The sequence below is a fragment of the Mesorhizobium sp. B2-6-4 genome, from assembly GCF_006441495.1.
Taxonomy (GTDB): domain Bacteria; phylum Pseudomonadota; class Alphaproteobacteria; order Rhizobiales; family Rhizobiaceae; genus Mesorhizobium.
Genome location: NZ_VFUE01000010.1, coordinates 176,468 through 199,415, shown reverse-complemented (window position 1 = coordinate 199,415; position 22,948 = coordinate 176,468). Strand labels below are relative to the sequence as shown.

23 protein-coding genes are annotated in these 22,948 nt (G+C 63.8%); 12 read left to right on the top strand and 11 right to left on the bottom strand.

What is annotated here, in order from left to right; translation table 11 throughout:
* The first annotated feature begins 47 nt into the window (after positions 1 to 47).
* Together FJ426_RS16100 and FJ426_RS16095 are read left to right on the top strand one after the other, a co-directional pair.
* A complete protein-coding gene (locus tag FJ426_RS16100; protein WP_140559654.1) occupies positions 48 to 476 on the top strand; it encodes a phasin family protein in 429 nt (142 codons plus the stop codon).
* Between the two features lie 247 nt (positions 477 to 723).
* Positions 724 to 1,221 (top strand): MaoC family dehydratase, encoded by a 498-nt coding sequence (locus FJ426_RS16095; protein WP_140495716.1) that lies wholly within the window; start codon positions 724 to 726, stop codon positions 1,219 to 1,221.
* 34 nt (positions 1,222 to 1,255) lie between these two features.
* Here the strand turns inward: FJ426_RS16095 and FJ426_RS16090 are convergent, their stop codons facing one another.
* Positions 1,256 to 2,701 carry an MFS transporter gene (locus FJ426_RS16090; RefSeq protein WP_140521059.1) on the bottom strand — a complete coding sequence of 482 codons (1,446 nt, stop codon included), beginning with the start codon at positions 2,699 to 2,701 and terminating at the stop codon, positions 1,256 to 1,258.
* Positions 2,702 to 2,837: 136 nt separating this feature from the next.
* Between FJ426_RS16090 and FJ426_RS16085 the strand changes: the two genes are divergently transcribed.
* Positions 2,838 to 3,728, top strand: a complete 891-nt coding sequence (locus FJ426_RS16085) for a LysR family transcriptional regulator (RefSeq protein ID WP_140825298.1) — start codon at positions 2,838 to 2,840, stop codon at positions 3,726 to 3,728.
* Between the two features lie 23 nt (positions 3,729 to 3,751).
* Here the strand turns inward: FJ426_RS16085 and FJ426_RS16080 are convergent, their stop codons facing one another.
* Positions 3,752 to 5,152, bottom strand: a complete 1,401-nt coding sequence (locus FJ426_RS16080) for a PLP-dependent aminotransferase family protein (protein ID WP_140559655.1) — start codon at positions 5,150 to 5,152, stop codon at positions 3,752 to 3,754.
* 107 nt (positions 5,153 to 5,259) lie between these two features.
* On the opposite strand from FJ426_RS16080, the gene FJ426_RS16075 reads away from it, so the two are divergent.
* Entirely contained in the window at positions 5,260 to 6,159 is a 900-nt protein-coding gene (locus FJ426_RS16075) for a DMT family transporter (protein WP_140559656.1), read from the top strand.
* Here the strand turns inward: FJ426_RS16075 and FJ426_RS16070 are convergent.
* The 3 genes from FJ426_RS16070 to FJ426_RS16060 form a co-directional block, all read right to left on the bottom strand.
* The gene (locus FJ426_RS16070; protein ID WP_140495721.1) at positions 6,156 to 7,196 is read right to left on the bottom strand and encodes a zinc-dependent alcohol dehydrogenase family protein; all 1,041 of its coding nucleotides are present in this window, start codon (positions 7,194 to 7,196) and stop codon (positions 6,156 to 6,158) included. The two genes, FJ426_RS16075 and FJ426_RS16070, sit on opposite strands and share 4 nt — an antisense overlap.
* Before the next feature lie 135 nt (positions 7,197 to 7,331).
* A complete protein-coding gene (maiA, locus tag FJ426_RS16065) occupies positions 7,332 to 7,982 on the bottom strand; it encodes a maleylacetoacetate isomerase (protein WP_140559657.1) in 651 nt (216 codons plus the stop codon).
* 4 nt (positions 7,983 to 7,986) lie between these two features.
* A complete protein-coding gene (locus tag FJ426_RS16060) occupies positions 7,987 to 8,685 on the bottom strand; it encodes a fumarylacetoacetate hydrolase family protein (RefSeq protein WP_140559658.1) in 699 nt (232 codons plus the stop codon).
* Positions 8,686 to 8,909: 224 nt separating this feature from the next.
* Here FJ426_RS16060 and FJ426_RS16055 point away from each other — a divergent pair, with 224 nt between their 5' ends.
* A complete protein-coding gene (locus tag FJ426_RS16055) occupies positions 8,910 to 9,593 on the top strand; it encodes a response regulator transcription factor (protein WP_140495724.1) in 684 nt (227 codons plus the stop codon).
* A 9-nt stretch (positions 9,594 to 9,602) separates the two neighbouring features.
* Here FJ426_RS16055 and FJ426_RS16050 read toward each other — a convergent pair whose 3' ends face one another.
* Together FJ426_RS16050 and FJ426_RS16045 are read right to left on the bottom strand one after the other, a co-directional pair.
* Positions 9,603 to 10,943, bottom strand: coding sequence for a hybrid sensor histidine kinase/response regulator (locus tag FJ426_RS16050; protein ID WP_140559659.1), 1,341 nt, complete (start codon positions 10,941 to 10,943; stop codon positions 9,603 to 9,605).
* A gap of 8 nt (positions 10,944 to 10,951) precedes the next feature.
* The gene (locus tag FJ426_RS16045) at positions 10,952 to 12,088 is read right to left on the bottom strand and encodes an FIST signal transduction protein (protein WP_140495726.1); all 1,137 of its coding nucleotides are present in this window, start codon (positions 12,086 to 12,088) and stop codon (positions 10,952 to 10,954) included.
* A 305-nt stretch (positions 12,089 to 12,393) separates the two neighbouring features.
* Here FJ426_RS16045 and FJ426_RS16040 point away from each other — a divergent pair, with 305 nt between their 5' ends.
* From FJ426_RS16040 to FJ426_RS16020, 5 genes are all read left to right on the top strand, one after another.
* Complete coding sequence (locus FJ426_RS16040; protein WP_140521053.1) at positions 12,394 to 12,882, top strand: (2Fe-2S)-binding protein; 489 nt, start codon at positions 12,394 to 12,396, stop codon at positions 12,880 to 12,882.
* 93 nt (positions 12,883 to 12,975) lie between these two features.
* Positions 12,976 to 15,327, top strand: a complete 2,352-nt coding sequence (locus FJ426_RS16035) for a xanthine dehydrogenase family protein molybdopterin-binding subunit (RefSeq protein WP_140559660.1) — start codon at positions 12,976 to 12,978, stop codon at positions 15,325 to 15,327.
* A 169-nt stretch (positions 15,328 to 15,496) separates the two neighbouring features.
* A complete protein-coding gene (locus FJ426_RS16030) occupies positions 15,497 to 16,294 on the top strand; it encodes a xanthine dehydrogenase family protein subunit M (protein WP_140555122.1) in 798 nt (265 codons plus the stop codon).
* Positions 16,295 to 16,486: 192 nt separating this feature from the next.
* Positions 16,487 to 17,509: an acyltransferase gene (locus tag FJ426_RS16025; RefSeq protein ID WP_140517169.1), complete on the top strand. Its 1,023-nt coding sequence runs from the start codon at positions 16,487 to 16,489 to the stop codon at positions 17,507 to 17,509.
* Positions 17,510 to 17,748: 239 nt separating this feature from the next.
* Positions 17,749 to 19,128: an OFA family MFS transporter gene (locus FJ426_RS16020; RefSeq protein ID WP_140495731.1), complete on the top strand. Its 1,380-nt coding sequence runs from the start codon at positions 17,749 to 17,751 to the stop codon at positions 19,126 to 19,128.
* A gap of 155 nt (positions 19,129 to 19,283) precedes the next feature.
* On the opposite strand, the gene FJ426_RS16010 is transcribed toward FJ426_RS16020, so the two are convergent.
* Positions 19,284 to 19,778 carry a GNAT family N-acetyltransferase gene (locus tag FJ426_RS16010; protein WP_140495733.1) on the bottom strand — a complete coding sequence of 165 codons (495 nt, stop codon included), beginning with the start codon at positions 19,776 to 19,778 and terminating at the stop codon, positions 19,284 to 19,286.
* Positions 19,775 to 20,533 carry a copper homeostasis protein CutC gene (locus FJ426_RS16005; protein ID WP_140555124.1) on the bottom strand — a complete coding sequence of 253 codons (759 nt, stop codon included), beginning with the start codon at positions 20,531 to 20,533 and terminating at the stop codon, positions 19,775 to 19,777. The genes FJ426_RS16010 and FJ426_RS16005 overlap by 4 nt, the downstream gene beginning before the upstream one ends.
* Before the next feature lie 199 nt (positions 20,534 to 20,732).
* Between FJ426_RS16005 and FJ426_RS16000 the strand changes: the two genes are divergently transcribed.
* Both FJ426_RS16000 and FJ426_RS15990 read left to right on the top strand, forming a co-directional pair.
* A complete protein-coding gene (locus tag FJ426_RS16000; RefSeq protein WP_140495735.1) occupies positions 20,733 to 21,161 on the top strand; it encodes an SRPBCC domain-containing protein in 429 nt (142 codons plus the stop codon).
* 122 nt (positions 21,162 to 21,283) lie between these two features.
* Positions 21,284 to 21,739: a carboxymuconolactone decarboxylase family protein gene (locus FJ426_RS15990; RefSeq protein ID WP_140495736.1), complete on the top strand. Its 456-nt coding sequence runs from the start codon at positions 21,284 to 21,286 to the stop codon at positions 21,737 to 21,739.
* Positions 21,740 to 21,808: 69 nt separating this feature from the next.
* Here FJ426_RS15990 and FJ426_RS15985 read toward each other — a convergent pair whose 3' ends face one another.
* Together FJ426_RS15985 and FJ426_RS15980 are read right to left on the bottom strand one after the other, a co-directional pair.
* The gene (locus tag FJ426_RS15985; protein ID WP_140495737.1) at positions 21,809 to 22,255 is read right to left on the bottom strand and encodes a hypothetical protein; all 447 of its coding nucleotides are present in this window, start codon (positions 22,253 to 22,255) and stop codon (positions 21,809 to 21,811) included.
* A 229-nt stretch (positions 22,256 to 22,484) separates the two neighbouring features.
* Entirely contained in the window at positions 22,485 to 22,916 is a 432-nt protein-coding gene (locus FJ426_RS15980; RefSeq protein WP_140495738.1) for a cupin domain-containing protein, read from the bottom strand.
* Between the last annotated feature and the right edge of the window lie 32 nt (positions 22,917 to 22,948).

Genomic DNA, 22,948 nt, shown 5'->3' with positions numbered 1-22,948 from the left:
CTCATGGACGGGCATCAGCAGTCGCGGCAACAGGGGAGCAGATGAGCATGGCCAAAGAACCGGATTCCGATTCCTTCACGGACATGTTCGGCCGGTTCGGCCGTGACCTGAAACTGCCCAATGTCGATGTCGAGGCGATCCTCGCGCACCACCGCAAGAACCTTGAAGCACTGGAGAAATCGGCGCGGGCAAGTGCCGCCGGCGCGTCGTCGCTGTTCTCCAGGCAACGCGAGATGCTGCAGGACACGCTGCGCGAAATTGCCGACATGACGCAAGGCTACAGAGCGCCCGGCACGCCGCAGGACCTGATGGCCAAACAGACTGAGTTCGCCAGGAAATCCTTCGAGACTACGTTGAAGAATGCCAGCGAAGTGGCCGAGCTGGTCAGGAAATCCGGCACCGAATCGGTCGACATCCTGCGCATGCGCATCAAAGAGGCGATGGAGGAAATCCGCGCCGGCTACGAGAAGAAGTAGCTTGCGTGACAAAGACCGGTTGCCTGCCAACCCTGCGCCAGGCGAAGTTTGTTCGGATGCTCTTTCATCGGCCGCTATGCCTTTACACCATGGGTACCCTCAAATGCCAAGGCCGGGCGAACACGGCTTGACGTAGAGTGATGCCAGGATTCGCATCGATCCCAAGGGGACCGAATCATGCAGGGCGAATTGACAGAGGCCGCCGGTTCGTGGTCCGGAAGCGTTGGAAGCTATCGGGAAAACAGGAATGACCGAAATACGGCCTAAGACGCCGCCGACCTACGAGCAGTTGAGGACGATGTCCGGGCAGGAGCTTGGCGTCTCGGAATGGACGACAGTCGACCAGAACCGTATCAACCAGTTCGCCGAATGCACCGGCGATCATCAATGGATCCATGTCGACCCCGAACGGGCGCGGCGGCAAAGCCCGTTCCGCACGACGATCGCCCATGGCTATCTGACGCTGTCGATCATCGGCGCGCTGGCGCTCGGCATGGGAATCGTGCCCGAGAACACGCAGGCCGCCTTCAACTACGGCTTCGACAAGGTGCGTTTCCTGGCGCCGGTCAAGGTGGGCGCACGCATCCGGCTGCGCACCACGCTGCTGTCCATGGAGGACAGGGGGCCGGGCCAATACCTGATGAAGGCCGCCAACACCGTCGAGATCGAGGGCGAGGAAAAGCCGGCGCTGACGGCCGAGACGCTGGTCATGCTCTATGAGCGCCGCAAGCGGGCAGGGGCCTGAGCGGCATTCGCCCAAGCCCCTGAATTGATCTTCGTCAGGCATTCTCCGCCCGCCGGCTCGGCAAAAGGCTGAGCGCCAGCGCCGCCACCGCCAGTGCCGTTGCCGTCTGGAAGGTCACCTGCATTCCGCTGGCCGCCGCCGCTGACGTCAGCATGCCTTGGCCGCCGGCTTCACGTCCTCCGGCCGATGCGGCGGCGAATAGGGCGCCCATCACGGAGGCGCCCGTGATGAGGCCAAGGTTGCGCGACAGATTGAGCAGGCCGGAGATGACGCCGCGTTGACCGCCGCCGACGCTGCTCATGACGGCGGCGTTGTTCGCTGTCTGGAACAGGGCATAGCCGAAGCAGGTCACGGTGATGGGGACGACATAGCTGACGATGCCGAGTGTCGTTATCGCCAGGGACAGGAGGAACGTGCCCGTGGCAAGGCCGAGCAGGCCCGCGACCATCATCCTTTTGGCTCCGAAGCGATCGGCAAGGCGTCCGGCAAGCAACGCCGACAGCGCCGAAACCAGCGGGCCTGTCGAGAGCACCAGTCCGGCGTTTGCCGCGTCCAGTCCGAGCCCGCGCGAGAGATAGAACGGCGCGACCACCAAGGTCGCCATCATCACCGTGGCGACGATCAGGTTCATGGCAAGGCTGGTGCTCAGTGAGAGATCGCGGAAGGCGGAAAGCTCGACCAATGGGTTTTTCGCCATCCTTTGCGCCGTGGCGAACAGGAAGATGCCGATGCCAGCCGCGACCAGCAGGCCGATGTTGATGGGGCCGAAACTGCCTCTACCCAGTGTCATCGCCAATGCGTAAGCCGCCAATGCCAGGGCCAGCAGGCCCGTGCCCAAACCATCGAAGCCGGCTTGGCCGGTCCGCACCGTCCGGTTGCCGGTAGGCAAAGCACGCCAGGCCATTGCAAAGGTCAGGATGCCGAGCGGCACGTTGACCAGGAAAATCGAACGCCAGCCGAGAGCGGCGATCAGCAGGCCGCCCATGGAGGGGCCGAGCGTGGTGCCGATGGCCGACATGGCGCCGAGCAGGCCCATGGCGCTGCCGGTCCTGGCCTTGCTCACCGTCTCGGCGACAAGGGCCAATGTCAGCGCCATCATCAGCGCCGCGCCAAGCCCTTGCACCGCCCGCGCCGCGATCAGCAGCCACAAAGCCGGCGAGAGGCCGCAGAGCACCGACGCAGATGTGAACAGCGCGATGCCGAAAAGCAGCAGCGGTCGCCGCCCGAGCATGTCTGCGAGGCGCCCGGCACTGACGATCAGGATGGTGATGGCGAGCAGATAGGCAATCACGACCCATTGCACCTGTTGGAACGAGGCATCGAATGCCTGCATCAGCGCGGGAAGACCGACGCTGGCGATGCTGGTGCCGAGCGACGACAGCAGCGTGGCCAGCGACAGGCTCGCCAGCGCCCATCCAGCCGATGGGATTTTCTGTGCGACCGATGCGTGCTCGTTGCGATGTTGCTCAGTGACTGCCACGGCGATCTCCCTTTGTCGGCTTCAGGTCGAAGCTTCGAAGATCTAATCGTTTGCAGGATGTGGCGGAACGCGCAGCATTTGCATTCTATTCGTGCGTTGCACGCCACATCAGCGGATTTCGTGCTAGGATCGAACCATGTCGCCGCCCGATCTCAACCTGCTCGTCGCCCTCGATGTCCTGCTGGACGAAGGCAGCGTGGCGCGTGCGGCGACGCGATTACGGCTCAGCCCCTCGGCGATGAGCCGCACGCTGGCGCGCCTGCGCGCGGCGACGGGAGATCCGCTGCTGGTGCGGGCCGGTCGCGGTCTGGTTCCAACGCCACGCGCGCAGGAACTGCGCCAGCAGGTCGGTCGTGTGGTTCAGGATGCGGAAACGCTGCTGCGCCCGGCGAGGCTGCTTGATCTGCCGGGCCTGGAGAGGACCTTCACGCTGCGCACCAATGAAAGCTTCGTCGAGGAGTTCGGGCCGCGCCTGATCGCCCGCATCCAGGCCGATGCGCCGGGCGTGCGGCTGCGTTTCGCGCCGAAGTCGGACAAGGACATGGCGTCACTGCGCGAAGCGGCGATCGACCTGGAAGTAGGTGTGGCCGGCGAGACCGGGCCGGAGGTGCGCATCCAGACGCTTTTTCGCGACCGTTTCGTCTGCGCGGTGCGCAGCGGCCATCCGCTGGGCCAGGGCGCGATGACGCCGGAACGCTATGCGGCCGGCCGCCACATCAATGTTTCGCGGCGGGGCCGCGAAAGGGGGCCGATCGACCAGGCCTTGAGCCGGCTCGGATTGCAACGAATGGTCGTGTGCATGGCTTCCGGTTTTTCGGCCGCGCTCGCGATGGCGCGCGCCTCGGAGCTGATCGCCAGCGTGCCCGAGCGGCATACGCAAGGCGCGCGCGCCGGCATGCAGACTTTTTCCCTGCCGGTCGACATTCCGGCGGTCACCATTTCCATGCTCTGGCATCCGCGGCTCGATGCCGATCCGGCGCAGCGCTGGCTGCGGAGTTGTGTGCGCGACATTTGCGTGAAGTCCTGATCGCGCAAGCCGCGCCGCAGCCGTCAGCGCGGCATGGCTGCCTCTAGCACCTTGAAAATCCGCTCGTCTTCGCATTGCGCAACGTTGAAGCGCAGGAATCGGCTGGCTGATTGCGACAGGCTGAACGCGTTCCCGGGCGCCAGCACGACATTGGCCGCAAGCGCGCGGCGGGCAACCTCGGCTGCGTCCACTGCATCCGGCAGGCTGCACCAGAGGAACAGACCGGCGGGCTGCTCGATCCAGGGCGTGATCCCGATCGCCTTCAGCCGAGCGCCTGTCTCGATCATGGCGCGTGAGAGCCGGGCGCGCAGCAGGTCCATGTGCTTGCGATAGCTGCCATCCCTGAGCAGGGTCAGCACCAATTCGGCCGCGAGCCGCCCGCCGCCGAAGGTGGTGGCGATCTTGAGGTCGGCCAGCCCTTCCATCCAGTCACGGGGCGCGGCGATGAACCCGCAGCGTATCGAGGCCGAAAGCGTCTTGGAGAAACTACCGATATGGACGACACGCTCGAGACCGTCGAAAGCCGCGAGCCTTGGGGCAGGAGCGTGTTCGAAGTCGGCGAAGATGTCGTCCTCGACGATGGTCAGGTCCGATTGATCGGCGAGCTTGAGCAGCCGGTGCGCGGTGACCGGCGACAGGATCGCGCCGGTCGGGTTGTGGATGGCGGAGTTGGTGATGTAGAGGCGCGGCCGATGCTCGGCCAGCGCCTGCGCGAACAAGTCGATATCCGGTCCCGATGGCGTATAGGGGACGCTGACGACCTTGGCCTGATGGGCACGCAACAGTGCGTGGAAATTGAAATAGCAGGGATCGTCGACCAGCACTGTATCGCCGGGTTCGAGCAGGAACCGGCACAGGAGGTCGATGGCCTGCGTGCCCGATTCCGTCAGCATGATCTGTTCGGGGGAAGCCTCGATGCCATGCGTGGCCATGCGCCGCGCCAGCAATTGGCGCAGCGGCGGCAGCCCGAGCGGCGTGCCGTAGTCGGCAAGGGCCACATCATCGGCGCGCGCCACGTTGCGCAGCGCGCGACGTAGCGCTGCCTGAGGCATCCACGAGGCGGGCAGCCAGCCGCAGCCGGGCTTCAGCATCTCATCGCCCGCTTCCAGCGACTGCCGCGAAACCCAGAGCGGATCGACGGCGCGATCGAGTCGGGGGCCGATCTCGGCCAGCGACAGCGGCGCCAGCGATCCGGCGGCATAGAAGCCGGAGCCTGGCCGGGAACGGATCGCGCCTTCCGCCGCCAGTCGCTCATAGGCCTCGACCACTGTCGATTTGGAAACTTGCATGGATTTCGCGAAGGCGCGGATCGAGGGCAATCGGGCGCCGGGCGTGAGGCTGCGCGCGGCAATTCGCTGGCGGATGGTGGCCATGACGCCTTCGACAAGGGTTCCGCTGTTGTCGAATCTCGCTGATTCGTTCATCTGTACCTTCCGGTAAACCATGACAGTTTTGTTGAATTGTACTGCATTGTCTCTGGTAGCGCCATGGGTATGGGCCCGATAGAGGGCGCAACGGATGGAGTGCCTCAATGGATAAGACGACGAGCGGCTGGGTGAGCGGATTCATCGGCGTGTTGATTTTCAGCGGCTCCTTGCCGGCAACGCGCGTGGCGGTGATGGACTTCGATCCGACGTTCCTGACGTCGGCGCGCGCGGTGATAGCAGCCTTGCTTGGCCTCGCGCTGCTGCTCGTCTTCCGCGAGAAGCGCCCGGAGCGTCATGACCTGATGTCGCTTGTCATCGTCGCGTTGGGTGTCGTGGTCGGCTTTCCGTTGCTGACAGCCTTGGCGCTGAAGCATGTCACCTCTGCCCATTCCATCATCTTCGTCGGCCTGCTGCCGCTGGCGACCGCGATCTTCGGCGTGCTGCGCGGGGGCGAGAGGCCGAGACCGGCCTTCTGGCTGTTCTCATGCCTCGGCAGCGCGTTGGTGGGTGGGTTTGCCCTTGCGCAAGGCATGACGGCCTCACCCGTTGGCGACGCACTGATGCTTGCCGCCATCATCGTGTGCGGCCTGGGCTACGCAGAAGGCGCCGCGCTGTCGCGCAGGCTGGGCGGTTGGCAGGTGATCTGCTGGGCGCTGGTGTTGTCACTGCCGGTCATGCTTGTGCTGACCGTGGTAACCCTGCCACCGTCCTTCGCCACGGTCGGGACCAATGCCTGGATCGGGCTTGCCTATGTCTCGCTGTTCAGCATGCTGATCGGCTTCGTGTTCTGGTATCGCGGCCTCGCGCAAGGCGGCATCGCCGCCGTGGGGCAGTTGCAACTGCTGCAGCCCTTCTTTGGCCTCGCCCTGGCGGCGTCACTGCTGCATGAGCAGGTCAGTCCCCTGATGGTCGTCATCACGCTCGGCGTGGTGCTGTGCGTATTCGGCGCCAAAAAGTTTGCCAGGCGGGATTTGCCACGGCCCACAACCGGCGCCGCTGGCTAAAACTTCGTCACCACACCGATGCCGATGCCTTCGAAGCCGCCCATCGCCATCAGTGCAGCCGGCGCCTCCTCAAGGCTGATCTTCTTGCCGACCAGAAGCTCGGGTTTCAGCTTGCCGGTGCGGATCATCTCCATCATCGCGGGGTAGCGGTAGGCCTGCATGCCGTGGCTGCCGAGGATTTCGAGCTCGAACGCGATCACCTTGTCCATCGGCACCTGCGGGCGGGCGTGATCGCCCAGCATCAGGCCCACCTGCACATGGCGCCCGCGCCGGCGCAGATTGGCGATCGAATTGAACGAGGTCGTGGGGTGGCCGAGCGCATCCATGGACATGTGCACGCCGCCATTGGTGATCTGCTTGACCGCCTTGACGACATTCGGGGTCGTCGCCGCGTTGATGGTCGCCACCGCGCCGATCTTCCTGGCGAAGTCCAGCTTCTCTTCGGTGAGGTCGATGGCGATGACATTGGCGCCCATGGCGCTGGCGATCATGATCGCCGAGAGGCCGACGCCGCCGCAGCCATGCACCGCCACCCACTCGCCCGGCGTCACCCGGCCCTGATCGACGATGGCGCGGAACGAGGTGACGAAGCGGCAGCCGAGGCTGGCGGCAGTGGCGAATTCCATCTCGTCGGGCAGGCGCACGAGGTTTGTGTCGGCGTGCTCGATGGCGACATATTCGGCGAACGAGCCCCAGGCGTTGAAGCCCGGCTGGGACTGGTGCTCGCAGACCTGGTGATTGCCGGACGTGCATTCGAAACAGTGGCCGCAGCCGACGGCGAACGGGACGGTGACGCGCTCGCCAGCCTTCCAGCGGGTCACCTGCTTGCCGGCGGCTACCACGACGCCGGCCAGCTCGTGACCGGGGACATGCGGCAAGCGGATATCGGCGTCATGGCCCATCCAGCCGTGCCAATCGCTGCGGCACAGGCCTGTCGCCTCGACCTTGATGACGACGCCGTCCGGCGCCGGCTTCGGATCGGGAACGGTCTGGATCGTCGGCGCCTCGCCGAATTTTTCGAAGACGACGGCTTTCATCGGCAACTCCACCTTGCGCGCACTTCGGGAAACGATAGCCGATTCCCTGGCCGGTCAAGCGGAAATCGATTCCGCCAGACAAGTCGGCCGTTTGGGCATACGCCGATGGCGACGCTGCGCGTTGGCGAATGAAGGTTACTCGGCATCGATCTGGTTGTGCGGCGCGGCGTTCTGGAAGGCCGGCAGGGCCATGCAAGCGGCGTTGATGCGCGAGATCGTCGGGTAGGGCGCCATATCGACGCCGAAACGGGCATTGCTGGTGACTTGTGCCGCCAGGCAGATATCGGCCAGCCCCGGCGTGTCGCCGTGGCAGAACGTGCCGGTCTCGGGCGAAGCCCCCAACAGGTTTTCGAGTGGCTTGAAACCCTCTTTGACCCAGTGCCGGAACCAGTTGGCGACATCCTCGTCGCCGGCGCCGAACAGGGTTCGCAGCGCGGTCAGGATACGCAGATTGTTCACCGGATGGATATCGCAGGCAATCATCTGCGCCAGCATCCTGACGCGGGCGCGCCCAACTGCGTCCTTCGGCAGCAGAGGCGGTTCGGGCGTCGTCTCGTCGAGAAATTCGATGATCGCCAGCGATTGCGTCAGCAGGGTGCCGTCGCCCAGGATCAGCGCCGGCACCAGGCCCTGCGGGTTGACCGCGAGATAGGCCGGTTCGAGATGCTCGCCATGGCGCAGGTGATGCGGCACGTAGTCATAGGTCAGCCCCTTCATCTCAAGCGCAATCCGCACCCTGTAGGAGGTGGAGGAGCGGTAGTAGTTGTGAAGGACGATGTCGCTCACGCATTCACCGATTTGGCTGGCCGATGGTCACTTCGATCGTGCCGATGCCGTCGACGCCGCCGGTCATCGTCTCCCCAGGGTTGACCTTGCCGACGCCGGCCGGCGTGCCGGTGAAGATGAGGTCGCCTGGCTGCAATTCCATGCCTTCGCTGCAGATCGAGACGATGTCGGAGATCGGCCAGATCAACTCGGCGAGATCGGCGTCCTGCCGGATCTTGCCGTCGACAGCCAGCCAGATACGGCCCTGGCTCGGATGGCCGGATTTTTGCGCGGGAACCAGAGGACCGCACGGCGCGGAGAGGTCGAAAGCCTTCGACCAGTCCCAGGGCCGCGCCGCTTTCTTGGCTTCGTCCTGGAGATCGCGGCGGGTGAGGTCGATGCCGACGGCATAGCCCCAGACATAATCCAGCGCCTGGGCGCGCGGGATGCGGAAGCCCGGCTTGCCGATCGCGACCACCAGTTCGATCTCATGGTGCAGGTTGGTCGTCAGCGGCGGGTAGGGGATCGTAGCGCCGGAGTCTGCCACCGCATCGGCGGGCTTGGTGAAGAAGAAGGGTGGATCGCGCTCGTCATTGCCGAACTCCCTGATATGCGCGGCGTAGTTGCGCCCGACGCAGAAGATGCGGCGCACCGCAAATCGCTCGTTCGAGCCGGCCACCGCGACCGAGGGCGTTGGCGGAGCGGGGAGGACAAAGGCGGTCATGGTCTGTCTCTGCAGTTGGATGTCGGGCCGCGGGCACCTTCGGCCGAATTGAGAGGCCGGGCAAGGCGTCGCTTTTCATAAAGCATTGGCCGGCCGGCCGTATAAGGAATCCGGAGTTTCCATCACTTTCGCGGCGATGCATCGTCCGCTGGGATAGACTATTTGCCAATAAGTCGGCCATGGTCGCGGGATTATACTGCGGGCGGCAAACCGAAACGAGCCACATGACAGCAGCCACTGACAGCGCCCGGTTCCTGATCATCGACGATCATCCGCTGTTTCGCGAGGCGCTGCACAGCGCCGTGCAGATGGCCTACCCGGAGGTCGACACGGTGGAGGCGCGCTCGATCGCCGAGGCACTCGACCTGCTGGCCGGGACAAAGCCGTTCGACCTTGCCCTGCTCGATCTCAGCATGCCCGGGGTGCACGGCTTCGAGGGGTTGCTGCAGCTTCGGACCCGCTATCCGCGCCTGCCCGTGGTCATAGTATCCGGTTACGAGGAGCCCAAGATCATCTCCGAGGCGCTGTCCTACGGTGCTGCCGGCTTCATCCCGAAATCGGCGCGCAAGAGCGATCTGGCCAACGCCATACGCTCGGTGATGGAAGGTGCCATCTATGTTCCGGAAACTTATGAGGGCCGCCCGCCCGACGCCGACAGCACCGACCGCGCCGACATGGTGCAGCGCCTTTCGACATTGACGCCGCAGCAGTTGCGCGTGTTGCAGATGCTACGCCAGGGCCTGCTCAACAAGCAGATCGCCTATGAGCTGCAAGTGGGCGAGACCACAGTCAAGGCGCACGTCTCGGAGATCCTGCGCAAGCTCAACGTCTACAGCCGCACGCAAGCGGTGATCGAGGTTTCGAAGCTTGATAATGCGGAGCTTTTCAGGGATCAGGCGGGGTTTTGAGGGGCAGGTCTAAGCCAGCAGATGTGCCAGCAGCGCCCTTAGTTGCGCGGGCTTGAGCGGCTTGCGCATCAACTCGATGCCGCCGGCCCGCGCCGCCTTGGCGACGGCTTCGGAACTGTCGGCGGTGACGATCAGCGCCGGCACCGCGCGGCCGAGATAGCGGCGGACCTTCGATATGGTGGCGGTGCCGAGATCGCCGCCGTTGAGATGCTGGTCGGCTATGACGATGTCGGGCACCCAGTCCGTGTCGCCGAGCATGTCGAGCGCGTCGTCGGTCGAGGTCGCGGCGCGCACCAGGCATTGCCAGCGTTCGAGCAACGAGGTCATCGCCTGCAGCACCTCGACATCGTTCTCGACCAGCAGAACCTTGGTGCCGAACAAGCCGTAGCCGCGCGGCCGCTCCAGGCTTGCAGCGCTGGCGACGGCGTCCGCCGTGGCACCGATGCCGACGGGGACATCGATGTGAAAAATCGTGCCGCGACCGACCTTCGAGGAAAACGTCACGGGATGGCCGAGCGCGCCGGCGATGCGCCGCACGATGGCCAGCCCAAGGCCGAGGCCGCCGCCGGCGAGTTCGGCATTGGCAGGCATGATGCCGCGATGAAATTCCTCGAACACCGCCTCGCGCTGGTCGTCGGGAATGCCGCAGCCGGTGTCGGCGACATCGATGCGGATGGCATCGCCGCGGTGCCTGGTGCCGACAAGGACACCGCCCGAGCGGGTGTAGCCCAGCGCATTGGAGAGGATGTTCTGCAGGATGCGGCGCAGCAGCGTGCGATCGGAGCGAACCACGGCGTTGACGGCGCGGAATTTCAGCGACAGGCCCTTCAGTTCGGCCACAGGCTGGAAATCCGACCGCAGCGACGAGAACAGCGCCTCCAGGCTGACGTCGCCAATGTCGGGCTGGACCACACCCGCATCGAGCTTGGAGATGTCGAGCAGCGTGCGCAGCAGGTCCTCCATCGTCTCCAGCGAGCGCTCGACCTGCCGTACCAGTTTCCGGCCCTCGTCGCTGGTCTGCACTTCGGCAAGGGCGGAGACGGACAGATGCGCCGCATTCAACGGCTGCAGCACGTCGTGGCTGGCCGCCGCGAGAAAGCGGGTCTTGGACAGGTTCGCCTGCTCGGCATTTTCCTTGGCGGCGCTGAGGTCGATGTTCGATTGTTCCAGCCGCCGCAAGGTCGAGTGCAGTTCCTCGGTGCGAGCGCGTACCCTGCTTTCCAGTGAGATCGCGGTCTGGAACAGCGAGAAGGCGTTGCCTTGCTGGTCCATCGAGCGCTCGACGCGGCTGACCAGCGCAGCGTTGATCTTCTTCAGCCTGTCGGGATCGTCTATGTCCTTGAGGGGCACGGCAGCGCTCACTCGGCGGCCGGGCGCTCGCCGAAGGCGATGCCGGTGAAGGTCTGGTTGAGATGCATCGACCGGTATTGTTCGCCATAGGTGCCGAAGCCGATGACGTTGTTGACCCGGTAGAGTTCGGAAATCTCGCGAAAGACCTGGCGGTTGCGCGCATCCAGCCGGCGCAGGACACAGTCGAAGCCGATGATCATGTCGATGCCGCCAAGCCTCGCCTCGACGTCGAGCAGAGCCGCGCGGGTCGATTCCACCATGTCCTTGGGTTGGGCGATCGACAGCACGACACCATCGTCGATGGCGCAGAAGAACGACAGCGAGCCGTCCGCATGCATCTTCTGGATGGAGCGGCAGTAATATTCACCGCCTACCTTCACCACCACCGGATGCGAGGCGAAGCTCAGCGGCGTCAGCGTCTGCGCGACGATGCCGACCGAAGCGGCATATTCCTCGGCCGCATTGGTGGCATTGAACTCGCGCACGATGCGGTGATCGGGATCGGACGCGGTGACCACCAGCTTTTCGTCGGTGGGAACGAAATTGTCGGTCTTGAAGACATGGAAAGGGATTTCCGTGGCGACCAGCACGATGATGGCGCTGTCGGAGGTGACGTTGCCGTTGGAGATCAGGCTCGTCGTCTCGAATTTCAGGTCGTCACCGGCGGAACCGCCGAGCAGTGGTATGTCATCGAGGCCCCAATGGATGGCCGAACTCACCGCTTCCTCGGCATAGGACAGTCCGTCGATGAAACAGAGCGCGAAGGTGTTCCTGGTCCGCTCGCCGCCGATGCGCCCATGCAGCGTGCGTCGCAGATCCTCGACATCACCAGTGACCCTGTCCAAGCCCGATGACGAAAGGTTGTCGACCGTGGTGCTGACCGCGGTGAATGAACCCGAAGGGAGCAGCATGGCGAGGATATGGCCTTCCTCGAGGCCCTGCGGCGTGATTTCGCCGGCGGTCGAGCAGCCGGCGTAGTGTAGCGCCGGCGCATGGGCCGCGATTGCGCGCGAAAGGGCGCCGGCCTCGACAAGGCGCTGGGAAAAGAACAACAGGGCGAAGCCGGCCTCGATGGCGGCCGCCTCCGCCGCCACCGCGCGTGCGAAGACGTCCGGGTCGGGCTCGTCCGTGGTCAGCGCCGACAAACCGCATGCGTAGCGCGTCCGTGAAACGGTCAGCGACGTTCTCCCGCATTTCCTCCGACGCTGCCTGTGCGCGGCTGTTTATGTGCTTCTTGCGCGCCAACGTCGAAAGCCATTGTTGCCGCCAATCGGCATTTTGGCAATGGGGCGAGGGCAATGCGTGTTTCGCCCTGCCATGGCCGAAAGTACAATGATCCGGCTTTGCGCTGCGCTGTTTTTTACGGCTTGTGCGGTGTACGAATAACGCATGGCCGAAGCCCACACCGCGTCGGCAGCGTGATGACCAAGGTGATACCCAGGGAGGATTCATGTCGGACGTTTCGTTGATGGTGAACGGAAAACAGGTCCGCGGTGCGGCCGAGGACCGGACGCTGCTGGTTCACTTCTTGCGGGAGAATCTCGGCCTCACCGGCACCCATGTCGGTTGCGACACCTCGCAATGCGGCGCCTGCGTCGTCCATGTCGACGGCAAGGCGGTGAAGTCCTGTACGATGCTCGCGGTGCAGGCGTCCGGATCGAGCGTGGTGACGATCGAGGGACTTGCCAACGGTGCCGACCTGCATCCCGTGCAGGCGGCGTTCAAGGAGCATCACGGACTGCAATGCGGCTTCTGCACGCCGGGCATGATCATGACGGCGGCCGACATGATCAAGCGCCACCCCGAGGGCCTCGACGAAGCGACGGTGCGCGCAGAGCTCGAGGGCAACATCTGCCGCTGCACCGGCTACCACAACATCGTCAAGGCGATCCTCGCCGCATCGGAGGGGATGAGCGGCAAGGTCAGGCAAGCGGCGTGAGATGAACAGTACGGCAGTACGGACCAGAGCCAATTCCCCTACTGCCCTACTGCCTTACTCACCTACTGCCTTACAATTCGGGAGGAATTTCTGATGGGCATTGAAGGTGTTGGCGCTCGCGTGGCGCGCAAGGAAGACAAGCGGTTCATCACCGGCGCCGGTCGCTATGTCGACGACATGGTGGTACCCAGCATGAAGCATGCGGCCTTCGTGCGCAGCCCGCACGCGCATGCCCAGATCGTGAAGATCGACGTCGACAAAGCTCAAGCCATGCCGGGCGTCATCGGCGTGCTGACCGGCAAGGAGCTGAAGGCCGATGGCATCGGCAATCTCATCTGTGGCTGGATGATCCATTCCAAGGAGGGCTCCCCGATGAAGATGGGAGCCTGGTCGCCGCTGGCGGTCGACAAGGTTCGCTATGTCGGCGATGCAGTCGTCGTCGTGGTCGCCGACACCAAGGGGCAGGCGCGCGACGCCGCCGAAGCGGTCGAGATCACCTACAATGAACTCGAGGCGGTGGTGGATGCGACGAAGGCGCTCGAAAAGGGCGCTCCGCAACTCCATCCGGAAGCCGAAAACAATCTGATCTTCGACTGGGAGATCGGCGACGCCAAGGCGACCGACGCGGCGATCAAGGCGGCTTCCCACGTCACCCGCATGAAAATCGTCAACAACCGGCTGGTGCCCAACGCCATGGAGCCGCGGGCAGCGCTGGGCCACTACGACAGGGCGGAAGACCATTATACCTGCTGGACGACCTCGCAGAACCCGCATGTCGCGCGGCTGGTGATGAGCGCCTTCTACAACATTGCGCCGGAAAACAAATTGCGCGTCATCGCGCCCGATGTCGGCGGCGGTTTCGGCTCCAAGATCTACATCTATCCAGAAGAAATCGTCTGCCTGTGGGCGTCCAAGAAAACCGGCGTGCCGGTGAAATGGGTGGCCGACCGCACCGAGAGCTTCCTCTCCGATGCGCATGGCCGCGATCATGTCTCGACAGTGGAAATGGCCTTCGACAAGAACAACAGGATCACCGGTCTCAAGGTCGACACGTTGGCCAATCTCGGCGCCTACATGTCGCTGTTCTCGTCCTGCGTGCCGACCTATCTCTACGCGACGCTGCTGTCGGGCCAGTACGATATCCCGGCGATCCACGCCAATGTCCGCACGGTCTACACCAACACAGCACCGGTCGATGCCTATAGGGGGGCAGGGCGGCCCGAAGCCACCTATCTCATCGAGCGCACGATGGAGACCGCGGCGCGGGAACTCGGCGTCTCGCCGGCGGAGCTTCGGCGGACCAACTTCATCACCACGTTTCCGCACCAGACGCCGGTCATCATGAACTATGACGCCGGCGACTATGGCGCCTCGCTCGACGCGGCGATGGAGGCCGCCGACTATGCCGGCTTTGCCGGACGCAAGGCGGAGGCCGCCAGGAACGGCAAGCTGCGCGGCATCGGCATGAGCTGCTACATCGAAGCATGCGGCCTGGCGCCGTCGGCCGCGGTGGGCTCGCTCGGCGCCGGCGTCGGCCTTTGGGAATCGGCCGAGGTGCGCGTCAATGCCGCCGGCACCATCGAGGTGCTGACCGGCTCGCACAGCCATGGCCAGGGCCATGAGACGACCTTCGCGCAACTGGTCAACGAACGGTTTGGGGTGCCGATCGACAGCGTCTCGATCGTCCATGGCGACACTGACAAGGTGCAGATGGGTATGGGTACCTACGGCTCGCGCTCGGGCGCGGTCGGAATGTCGGCGATTGCCAAGGCGCTGGACAAGGTCGAGGCCAAGGCCAAGAAGATCGCGGCGCACCTGCTCGAGGCCGACGAGGGCGACATCGTCATCGAGAACGGCGCGCTGAAGGTCGCCGGCACCGACAAAAACGTGCCGTGGTTCCAGATGGCGCTGGCGGCCTATACCGCTCATAATTTGCCCGGTGGCATGGAGCCGGGATTGAAGGAGACGGCGTTTTACGACCCGTCCAATTTCACCTTTCCGGCCGGCTGCTACATCTGCGAGGTCGAGATCGATCCGGAGACCGGAACGACCGAGATTATCCAGTTCGTCGCGGCCGACGATTTCGGCAACATCATCAACCCGATGATCGTCGAGGGCCAGGTGCATGGCGGCATCGCGCAGGGCATCGGCCAGGCACTGCTCGAAGGCGCCCACTATGATGCCGACGGCCAGCTTCTGACAGCGAGCTACATGGACTACACCATGCCGCGTGCGGATGACCTGCCTTCGTTCAAGGTCTCGACCTCGAACACGCCGTGTCCGGGCAATCCGCTCGGCATCAAGGGCTGCGGCGAGGCCGGCGCTATCGGCTCGCCGCCGGCGGTGATCAACGCCATCACCGACGCCATAGGAATCGCGGATATCGCCATGCCGGCTTCGCCGTCTACGGTGTGGGCCGCGATCCGTGCGACGGCGAAGCACTGAAAAAAGGAGAGTGAGTAGTGAATAGTGAGTAGTGAACAAAAACGCGGTTGCCGCGGCAATTGATCACCCGCTATTCACCACGTTACCGACCAATGCCTACTCACTAATCACTACTGACTACTGACTACTGACTACTGACTATCCACTCTTCACCAGGGAGAGCCTCCAAATGTACGCAGTCAATTACCACCGCGCCGCCTCAGTCGCCGATGCCGCGAAGCTCGTCACGGGCGGCGACGCCAAGTTGCTGTCGGGCGGCATGACCCTGATCCCGGCCATGAAGACGCGGCTGGCGGCCCCCTCCGATGTCGTCGACCTGTCGCGGATCAAGGAATTGCAAGGCGTGACAGTGTCCGGCAGGGCAGTCACGATCGGCGCCGCCACCACGCATTTCGATGTTGCCAGCGACGACAAGTTGAAACAGGCCTGCCCGGCGCTCGCGCATCTGGCATCGCTGATCGGCGATCCGGCAGTGCGCTATAGGGGCACGATCGGCGGCTCGATCGCCAACAACGACCCTGCGGCCGATTATCCAGCGGCCATGCTGGCGCTAAATGCCACCATCATTACCAACACGCGCCAGATCGCGGCCGACAAGTTCTTCACAGGCCTGTTCGAGACGGCGCTGGAGGACGGCGAAATCCTCACGGCCGTCACCTTCACCGCACCGGCAAAGGCAGCCTATAAAAAATTCCGCAATCCGGCCTCCCGCTACGCCATTGTCGGCGTGTTCGTGGCCAAGGGTGAGGACGGCGTCAGGGTGGCCGTGACCGGGGCCGGCGACGATGGCGTCTTCCGCTCGAAGGAGATCGAGGCCGCGCTCGCGAAGGACTTCGTGGCTTCGGCGCTCGACGGCGTCAAGGTGCCGGCGACCAAGCTGATGAGCGATATCCACGCTTCCGCCGACTACCGTGCCAATCTGGTCGCGGTCATGGCTAAGCGCGCGGTGGCCGCCGCCAACGCCTGATTCCTTCCTGCTCCTGTCAGGCAGGAGAGGGACTTCTCGCCCCTTTTCCGCAGATGGGCGCATTGTGGCAATCTCGCACTTGCACAAAGCGATATTGCACTGCACTATGCCGGCGATCATACGCGAGCCGGGTTCGGAGTGTTCATCACGACCTGCGACCCTATTCGCATGTTTCAATGCGAAGGGAGCGGCATGACCGACATCTCCGCGACGCATGTTGTGCCGCCAAGATCCGTCGCCGACAGATCCGCCAGGACAAGACTGGCCTATCTCGACGGCTGGCGCGGACTTTCGATCGCGCTGGTGCTCATTGGCCATTTCTTTCCCGTTGCAGGGATCAATCTCGGCGTACTGGGCGTCGAATTCTTCTTCGTGCTCAGCGGCCGGCTGATGGCCGAGATCCTGTTCGTCGAGCGCTACCCGCTGAAGAAATTCTTCAAGCGCCGCTTCTCCCGCATCTATCCCGCGCTGCTGGTGTTCGTGATCGTTTCGATGATTGCGCTGTCGGGCACGTTCGTCGCCTTCAAATGGAAGGCGGCGCTGACGGCGCTGACATTCACCTACAACTATGCCGGAATTCTCGTGAACCGCGCCGGCGCGCTCGACCACATCTGGTCGCTCTGTGTCGAAGAGCATGCCTACATCATCCTGGCAGCGATCAGCGCACTTGTCGCAAGCCGTAGCCGCGTCATCCCGCTGCTCCTGGTGCTGGCGGTGCTGGCCATGGCAAACGGTGCGGTTTCGTACTGGTTCCTGCACATGGACTACGAGACCACATACTGGCGCACCGACGTGCATATTGCGTCGATCCTGCTGTCGGCCGCCATCTGCCTGCTGAAGACCGACGGCAAGCTGCCGGCCCTGTTGAAGGGCCCTTATGTGGCGGTGGCGGCGGCCATCGCGGCGGTGCTTCTGTTCATGGACCCGGTACCAACCCCGATCCACTATCTGGTCGCCGTGCCGCTCCTGGCGCTTGCCGTCAACGCTCTCGATTTCAGCACGAGATTGTTTTCTGGACTGCTGTCGTCCTGGCCTATGGCGACGTTGGGTCTATGGTCCTATTCGCTCTATCTGTGGCAGCAGCCATTCTACAAATTCGTCTATGAGCGAGGCAGCGACCCATGGCTGATGCTGGCTGGGGTCTTTGCCTGCGCGCTCTGCAGCTATTATGTCATCGAGCGGCCGTCGCGTGAGTGGCTGAACCGCAACTGGTGAGTGACGCCGCAGTGTCCCTCCCTTGCGTTGCCTAGCGGCCAAGGTCAGCCTCGCTCGATGCCGCCTGTCCGGCAGCTTGTTTGGTAAGTTCGTCCTAATATAGCCAGGGGTGACCTGGCGATCTGCTTGCCGGATAGCCCAATGTCCTTAGACATTGGTATTATGGCAGTTATTCCATGTTGTCCCGCCCCGTGCTCCGCCTAGTTTATTCGAATCGGAGCATTGCATGGGAGGATGGAATGGCAACGACCAGGGAAAACGCCGGCGGCTGGCTCGACCGCTCGCGCACGATCGCCGAGCCCGGTTTCAGCAGATGGATGGTGCCGCCGGCGGCGTTGTGCATTCATCTTTGCATCGGTCAGGCCTACGCGTTCAGCGTCTTTAACCTGCCGATGTCGAAACTGATCGGTATCACCGATTCGGCGCCCGACGACTGGAAGCTGACCGGACTCGGCTGGATTTTTTCGATCGCGATCCTGTTTCTTGGCCTCGCGGCAGCCTTCGGCGGCGGTTGGCTGGATCGCGTCGGCCCGCGCAAGGCGATGGTCGCGGCCGCCTGCTGTTTCGGTGGCGGTTTCATCGTGTCGGCGCTCGGCGTCACCTTGCATCAACTGTGGATCATCTATCTCGGCTACGGCGTCCTGGGCGGCATCGGCCTCGGGCTCGGTTACATCTCGCCGGTCAAGACGCTGATCACCTGGTTTCCCGACCGGCCGGGCATGGCGACCGGCATGGCGATCATGGGGTTTGGCGGCGGAGCCTTCATCGCTTCGCCGCTTTCGGTCTATCTGCTGAAGCTGTTTTCGACCCCGCAGCATATCGGTGTCGCCGAAACCTTCATCGTGCTGGGCATTGTCTACTTCATCTTCATGCTGATCGGCGCTGTCATCGTCAGGGTGCCGCCCGATGGCTGGCGTCCGGCCGGCTGGACGCCGCCGACGACACAAAACACGATGGTGACAACCGCCAACGTCCATCTCGACGACGCGTTGAAGACACCGCAGTTCTGGCTGTTGTGGGGCGTGCTGTGCCTCAACGTGACGGCCGGCATCGGCGTCCTCGGCCAAGCCTCCGCCATGAGCCAGGAGATGTTCCCGGGACGCATCACGCCGGCCGCCGCCGCCGGCTTCGTCGGCCTGCTATCGATCTTCAACATGCTCGGCCGCTTCTTCTGGGCGTCGACCAGCGACTATATCGGCCGCAAGACGACCTACGCGGTCTTCTTCGTGCTGGGCGTGATCCTTTATGCGGTGGTGCCGTGGACGGGCCAGTCGGGCAACGTGTTCCTGTTCGTGCTGTTCTATGGCGTCATCTTGAGCATGTATGGCGGCGGCTTTTCCACCATTCCGGCCTATCTGCGCGATGTCTTCGGCGTGCGGTATGTCGGTGCCATCCATGGCCGCCTGCTGACGGCGTGGTCGGTGGCGGGCGTGCTGGGGCCGGTCCTGGTCAACTACATCAGGCAGTACCAGATCGATGCAGGAGTAGCGAAGGCCGATGCCTACACGGTCACCATGTACATTATGGCCGGCCTGCTCGTCGTCGGTTTCCTGCTCAACCTGATGATGCGGCCGGTGGATGCACGGTTCCACATGAAGGCCGAACCGGCTGCAGCGTAAGGAGAGTGATCATGGCGCAAGACAACAGCAATTCTGTCAAATTGGTCCTTGCCTGGCTGCTGGTCGGCATCCCGCTGTTGTGGGGGTTCTGGACGACGCTGGTCAGTGCAGCGGCGTTGTTCCAGTAGCGGCAGAGACCTGGAAAGGAGCAGCGCTCAGGCGATGATCCGCCTGACGTAGTAGCGCACCGCCTTCTTGCCGCCGTGGATCACCGCGTCGCCGACCTCGGTGAAGCCGAGCGCGGCATGGAAGGCGTCCGAAGCCGGGTTGGGCGGGTCGGCATTGACCTCGCATGTGACCAGTGCATGGCCGGCGCGCGTGGCGTGCTCGAACAGGTCTTGGTAGAGCAGGCGGGCATGGCCGCGGCCACGAGCTTGCGCCGCCACCACGACGCGATCGACATAGACGAAGCGCTCGTAGCGTTCGCGAAACCAGAGAAAATTCGGACTGTCGTACCGAGCCCCTTGATCGAAGGTCATGATGAAGGCTTCGAGCGCGCCGATGCGGCGCGCATAGAACGCCTCGCCAAGCAGGAAAGACAGGCGCTCGGGCTCAAGCCACGACAATTCGGCGGCATGCTCGTTGTTGAGCGCGAGTATGGCCGCTTCGTCGCTTTGCCTGACACGGCTGATCGGGGAGAGGGCGGTCATGCCTTGGCCGCCGCGATCGTCGCTGCCACAAGCGGCGTATCGGTGAGCGTATTGCGATACTCGCGGTCGAGATCGGAGCCACCCATGCCGACCTTGGGATTGCGGTAGCGCATGGCGCTGGGCACGTCCTTAAGGACGGCGAAATGCATTTCGGACAGTCCGGTCCTTTGCCGCACCTCGGCAATGTTGCCGAGATCGAGCCCGCCGCAGCCGAGAATGACGATGCGGTCGCCCCCCTGTCGCACCAGGTCCGCCAGCAGCGACAGGCCCTCCATCGCCGTGTCGCGTTGGCCGCTGGTCAGCACGCGGCCGACCTTGCAACGGATCAGCGCTTCCAAAGCCTCGGCCGGGTCGCGCGTCATGTCGAAAGCGCGGTGACACGTGACGTTAAGGCCGCCGGCGGCCTCCGTCAGTTCGCTCATGCGGCGCTCGTCGATGGTGCCTTCGGCGGTGAGGCAGCCGAACACCACGCCGGGCACGCCGAGGTCGCGCAGGGCGGCTACGTCGGCCAGCATCGAACGGTACTCGGTTTCGCTGTAGAGAAAATCGCCGCCACGCGGCCGCACCATGACATGGAACGGCACAATCGCCTGGTCGAGCGCGGCGCGCACGGTTCCCAAGCTCGGCGTGATGCCGCCTTCGACGAGGCTGGCGCACAGTTCGACCCTGTCGGCGCCGCCGGCCTGTGCGGCCAGAAGGCCATCAATGCCCTCGACACAGATTTCGATCAGCGGCGGGCGGGCTTCTTCAGTCAAGGTGTGATCCTGTCCATGATGTTGTGAGAAGCCCGTAGCACCCGCGCGGCGGGCGCGAAAGCAGGAACGGCACGGCGCATTGGACCAGGGGGCATTTCCCTGCTTGACAGTCTTATAACTACATGGTTATGAGTTAACCCATAGCCATCGAGTTATTGATCGCGAGCGGTGGCTCGACGACGACTAAGAGGAGCACGGCATGACACAGACCAAATCGATCGTCGTTGAACGGCTGATTCCGCATTCGGCGGAGAAGATATGGCGTGCGCTGACAGTGCCCGAACTCGTCGCAGAATGGCTCATGCAGAATGACTTCGCGCCGCAAGAGGGGCATCGCTTCACGTTCCGCGCTTCACCGGTACCGGGCTGGTCCGGGGTGACGAACTGCGTCGTGCTGAAAGTCGAGGCGCCACGCCTGCTTGCCTATAGCTGGGGCGACGGAAGCGAATCCGACAGCGGACTGAAAACCGTGGTGACCTGGTCGCTCACGCCTGAGGGCGCGGCGACCCGGGTGCGGATGGAGCACTCGGGGTTCCGGCCGGCCGACGAGCGTGGATATGTCGGCATGGGAAGCGGCTGGCCGCGTATTCTTGAGCGACTTGAGCAGGTGGCTGCGAAGCAAGGCTGAGCGCCGACTCTCCTCGACCAACCGGTCGCCATGGCCGGCGAACCACAACAAGTCTCCCGGATGCGCCGCTCCCGGGCATGGCAAACCGCGCCCTGACCAAACTTTTCAAACGGAGAAACACCATGGAAGCCAGGCTCAAGAACCCCGTGATGCTCATCCCCGGCGCCCTGCAGGCGCTGCTGGCGCTGGACAAGTCGACCGAGGCGGCCGATTTGCCCTATGTGACGCGCAAGCTCGTCCATCTGCGCGCCAGCCAGATCAATGGCTGCTCGGTTTGCGTCGACATGCATGCGCGCGAACTCAAGAAGGCTGGCGAGAAGGACGAACGCATCTTTGCCTTGTCGGCCTGGCGGGAGACGCCGTACTTCACCGATGCCGAACGCGCCGCGCTTGCCCTTGCCGAAGCCGGCACAAGGCTGGCCGACAGAACGGATGCCGTGACGGACGAGGTATGGGACGAGGCCGCCCGGCACTATGACGAAAAGGCGCTTGCCGGGCTCGTCATCCAGATCGCCGTGATCAACGCCTTCAACCGGCTGAACGCCACGACACGCCAAATGGTCGGCGCCTGGGGCTAAGGCCGCGCGAAGGCGAGCCGTGCCACGGTGCAATGGCGGCTGGACTCGCGGTGCACCAAACCTGCTTGCCTAGCCCGGCCGGGTCGCGGCCGGCGGCAATTCGAACAGTTTGGCGCCATTTTCCTCGCCGCGTTCGACATAGCCGATGGTGCGAAACCATTTTGCGATTTCCGGTCCCGTGAGCCAACTGCGGGAGTGAATAGGGAGATTGCCGGCGAGCGCCTGGATCTGCCTGATATGCCGCCTGCAGAAACGCACGGTCGCGGCCCTGAAAAAGCCCTCGCGCGCCGCGAACAGCGTGTCCGCGGCGTCGCCATGCTCGTGCCAGGCGACGATTGCTACGGTCCCGTCGCTGTCGACAAGGGCATGGGCGCGGCCCTCCTTCAGGTTCATCATCAGATTGTCGTAGGCGACCTTGCTGTCCTTGCCCGCGGCGATGTATTCGTCGGACATCCGCTTGGACAAATGGCGAAACACGTCTTCCAGATCGCCGACCGTCGCTGTTCGTGCTCTCATTTCTGCTCCTTGAGCCCCGGCAGGGAGTTTGCTCCAGGAAAAGGCATTCACCAAGCAAAGGGATTTCGCGAAAAACCCAACGGGGGGAATCCGGTTCCGCCGGTAAGGCGGGCAACCGGCGTAGCATCGTCAGCCCGGTCGTGCGGAACCGGATGTGAAGAGCTGGGCCAACGCTTAACGCGGCGCGCTCCCGTGGCGAGACAGTTCGAGGAGCCGGAGCAGCGGTGGCTTACTGGCGCAAAACCGTGTTCTTGGTGCCTTCCTCGACCTGGTCGATCACCAGCAGCTTGACCGGGCCTTCACCGATATTGGTGGCCTGATGCCACTGCCCGATCATCTCGATGATGAAATCGCCAGTCTTGTAGGTGTTGCTGTTGCCGGTCTCGACATTGGTGACCTTCAACGTGCCGGCCTCGACATAGGCGTAGCGCGGGAACGGATGCTTGTGCACCGGCAAGGTCGCGCCCGGCGCTATGTCGTAGGTCGACACCAGCACCTGCACGTTCTTCTGCGGCAGCGTGATCGGCTGGCCGGAAGCGGTGGTCGTGCGCGAGGCGAGGGGTGTCACGACGACGGGTGTGCCGCTGCTGTCCAGCGCATGAGCGCCGGTCGCGAACGCCGCAGCCGCCAGCAGCAATGCCGATGCCAGGACTTTTCGCATGATTCCTCCCCAAACCGCCGCATCTATCGCGC

Coding starts and splice junctions, on each gene's coding strand:
- FJ426_RS16100 (WP_140559654.1), top strand. CDS start 48: ATGGCCAAAGAACCGGATTCCGATTCCTTCACGGACATGTTCGGCCGG.
- FJ426_RS16095 (WP_140495716.1), top strand. CDS start 724: ATGACCGAAATACGGCCTAAGACGCCGCCGACCTACGAGCAGTTGAGG.
- FJ426_RS16085 (WP_140825298.1), top strand. CDS start 2,838: ATGTCGCCGCCCGATCTCAACCTGCTCGTCGCCCTCGATGTCCTGCTG.
- FJ426_RS16080 (WP_140559655.1), bottom strand. CDS start 5,152: ATGAACGAATCAGCGAGATTCGACAACAGCGGAACCCTTGTCGAAGGC.
- FJ426_RS16075 (WP_140559656.1), top strand. CDS start 5,260: ATGGATAAGACGACGAGCGGCTGGGTGAGCGGATTCATCGGCGTGTTG.
- FJ426_RS16070 (WP_140495721.1), bottom strand. CDS start 7,196: ATGAAAGCCGTCGTCTTCGAAAAATTCGGCGAGGCGCCGACGATCCAG.
- FJ426_RS16060 (WP_140559658.1), bottom strand. CDS start 8,685: ATGACCGCCTTTGTCCTCCCCGCTCCGCCAACGCCCTCGGTCGCGGTG.
- FJ426_RS16055 (WP_140495724.1), top strand. CDS start 8,910: ATGACAGCAGCCACTGACAGCGCCCGGTTCCTGATCATCGACGATCAT.
- FJ426_RS16040 (WP_140521053.1), top strand. CDS start 12,394: ATGTCGGACGTTTCGTTGATGGTGAACGGAAAACAGGTCCGCGGTGCG.
- FJ426_RS16035 (WP_140559660.1), top strand. CDS start 12,976: ATGGGCATTGAAGGTGTTGGCGCTCGCGTGGCGCGCAAGGAAGACAAG.
- FJ426_RS16030 (WP_140555122.1), top strand. CDS start 15,497: ATGTACGCAGTCAATTACCACCGCGCCGCCTCAGTCGCCGATGCCGCG.
- FJ426_RS16025 (WP_140517169.1), top strand. CDS start 16,487: ATGACCGACATCTCCGCGACGCATGTTGTGCCGCCAAGATCCGTCGCC.
- FJ426_RS16020 (WP_140495731.1), top strand. CDS start 17,749: ATGGCAACGACCAGGGAAAACGCCGGCGGCTGGCTCGACCGCTCGCGC.
- FJ426_RS16010 (WP_140495733.1), bottom strand. CDS start 19,778: ATGACCGCCCTCTCCCCGATCAGCCGTGTCAGGCAAAGCGACGAAGCG.
- FJ426_RS16000 (WP_140495735.1), top strand. CDS start 20,733: ATGACACAGACCAAATCGATCGTCGTTGAACGGCTGATTCCGCATTCG.
- FJ426_RS15990 (WP_140495736.1), top strand. CDS start 21,284: ATGGAAGCCAGGCTCAAGAACCCCGTGATGCTCATCCCCGGCGCCCTG.
- FJ426_RS15985 (WP_140495737.1), bottom strand. CDS start 22,255: ATGAGAGCACGAACAGCGACGGTCGGCGATCTGGAAGACGTGTTTCGC.
- FJ426_RS15980 (WP_140495738.1), bottom strand. CDS start 22,916: ATGCGAAAAGTCCTGGCATCGGCATTGCTGCTGGCGGCTGCGGCGTTC.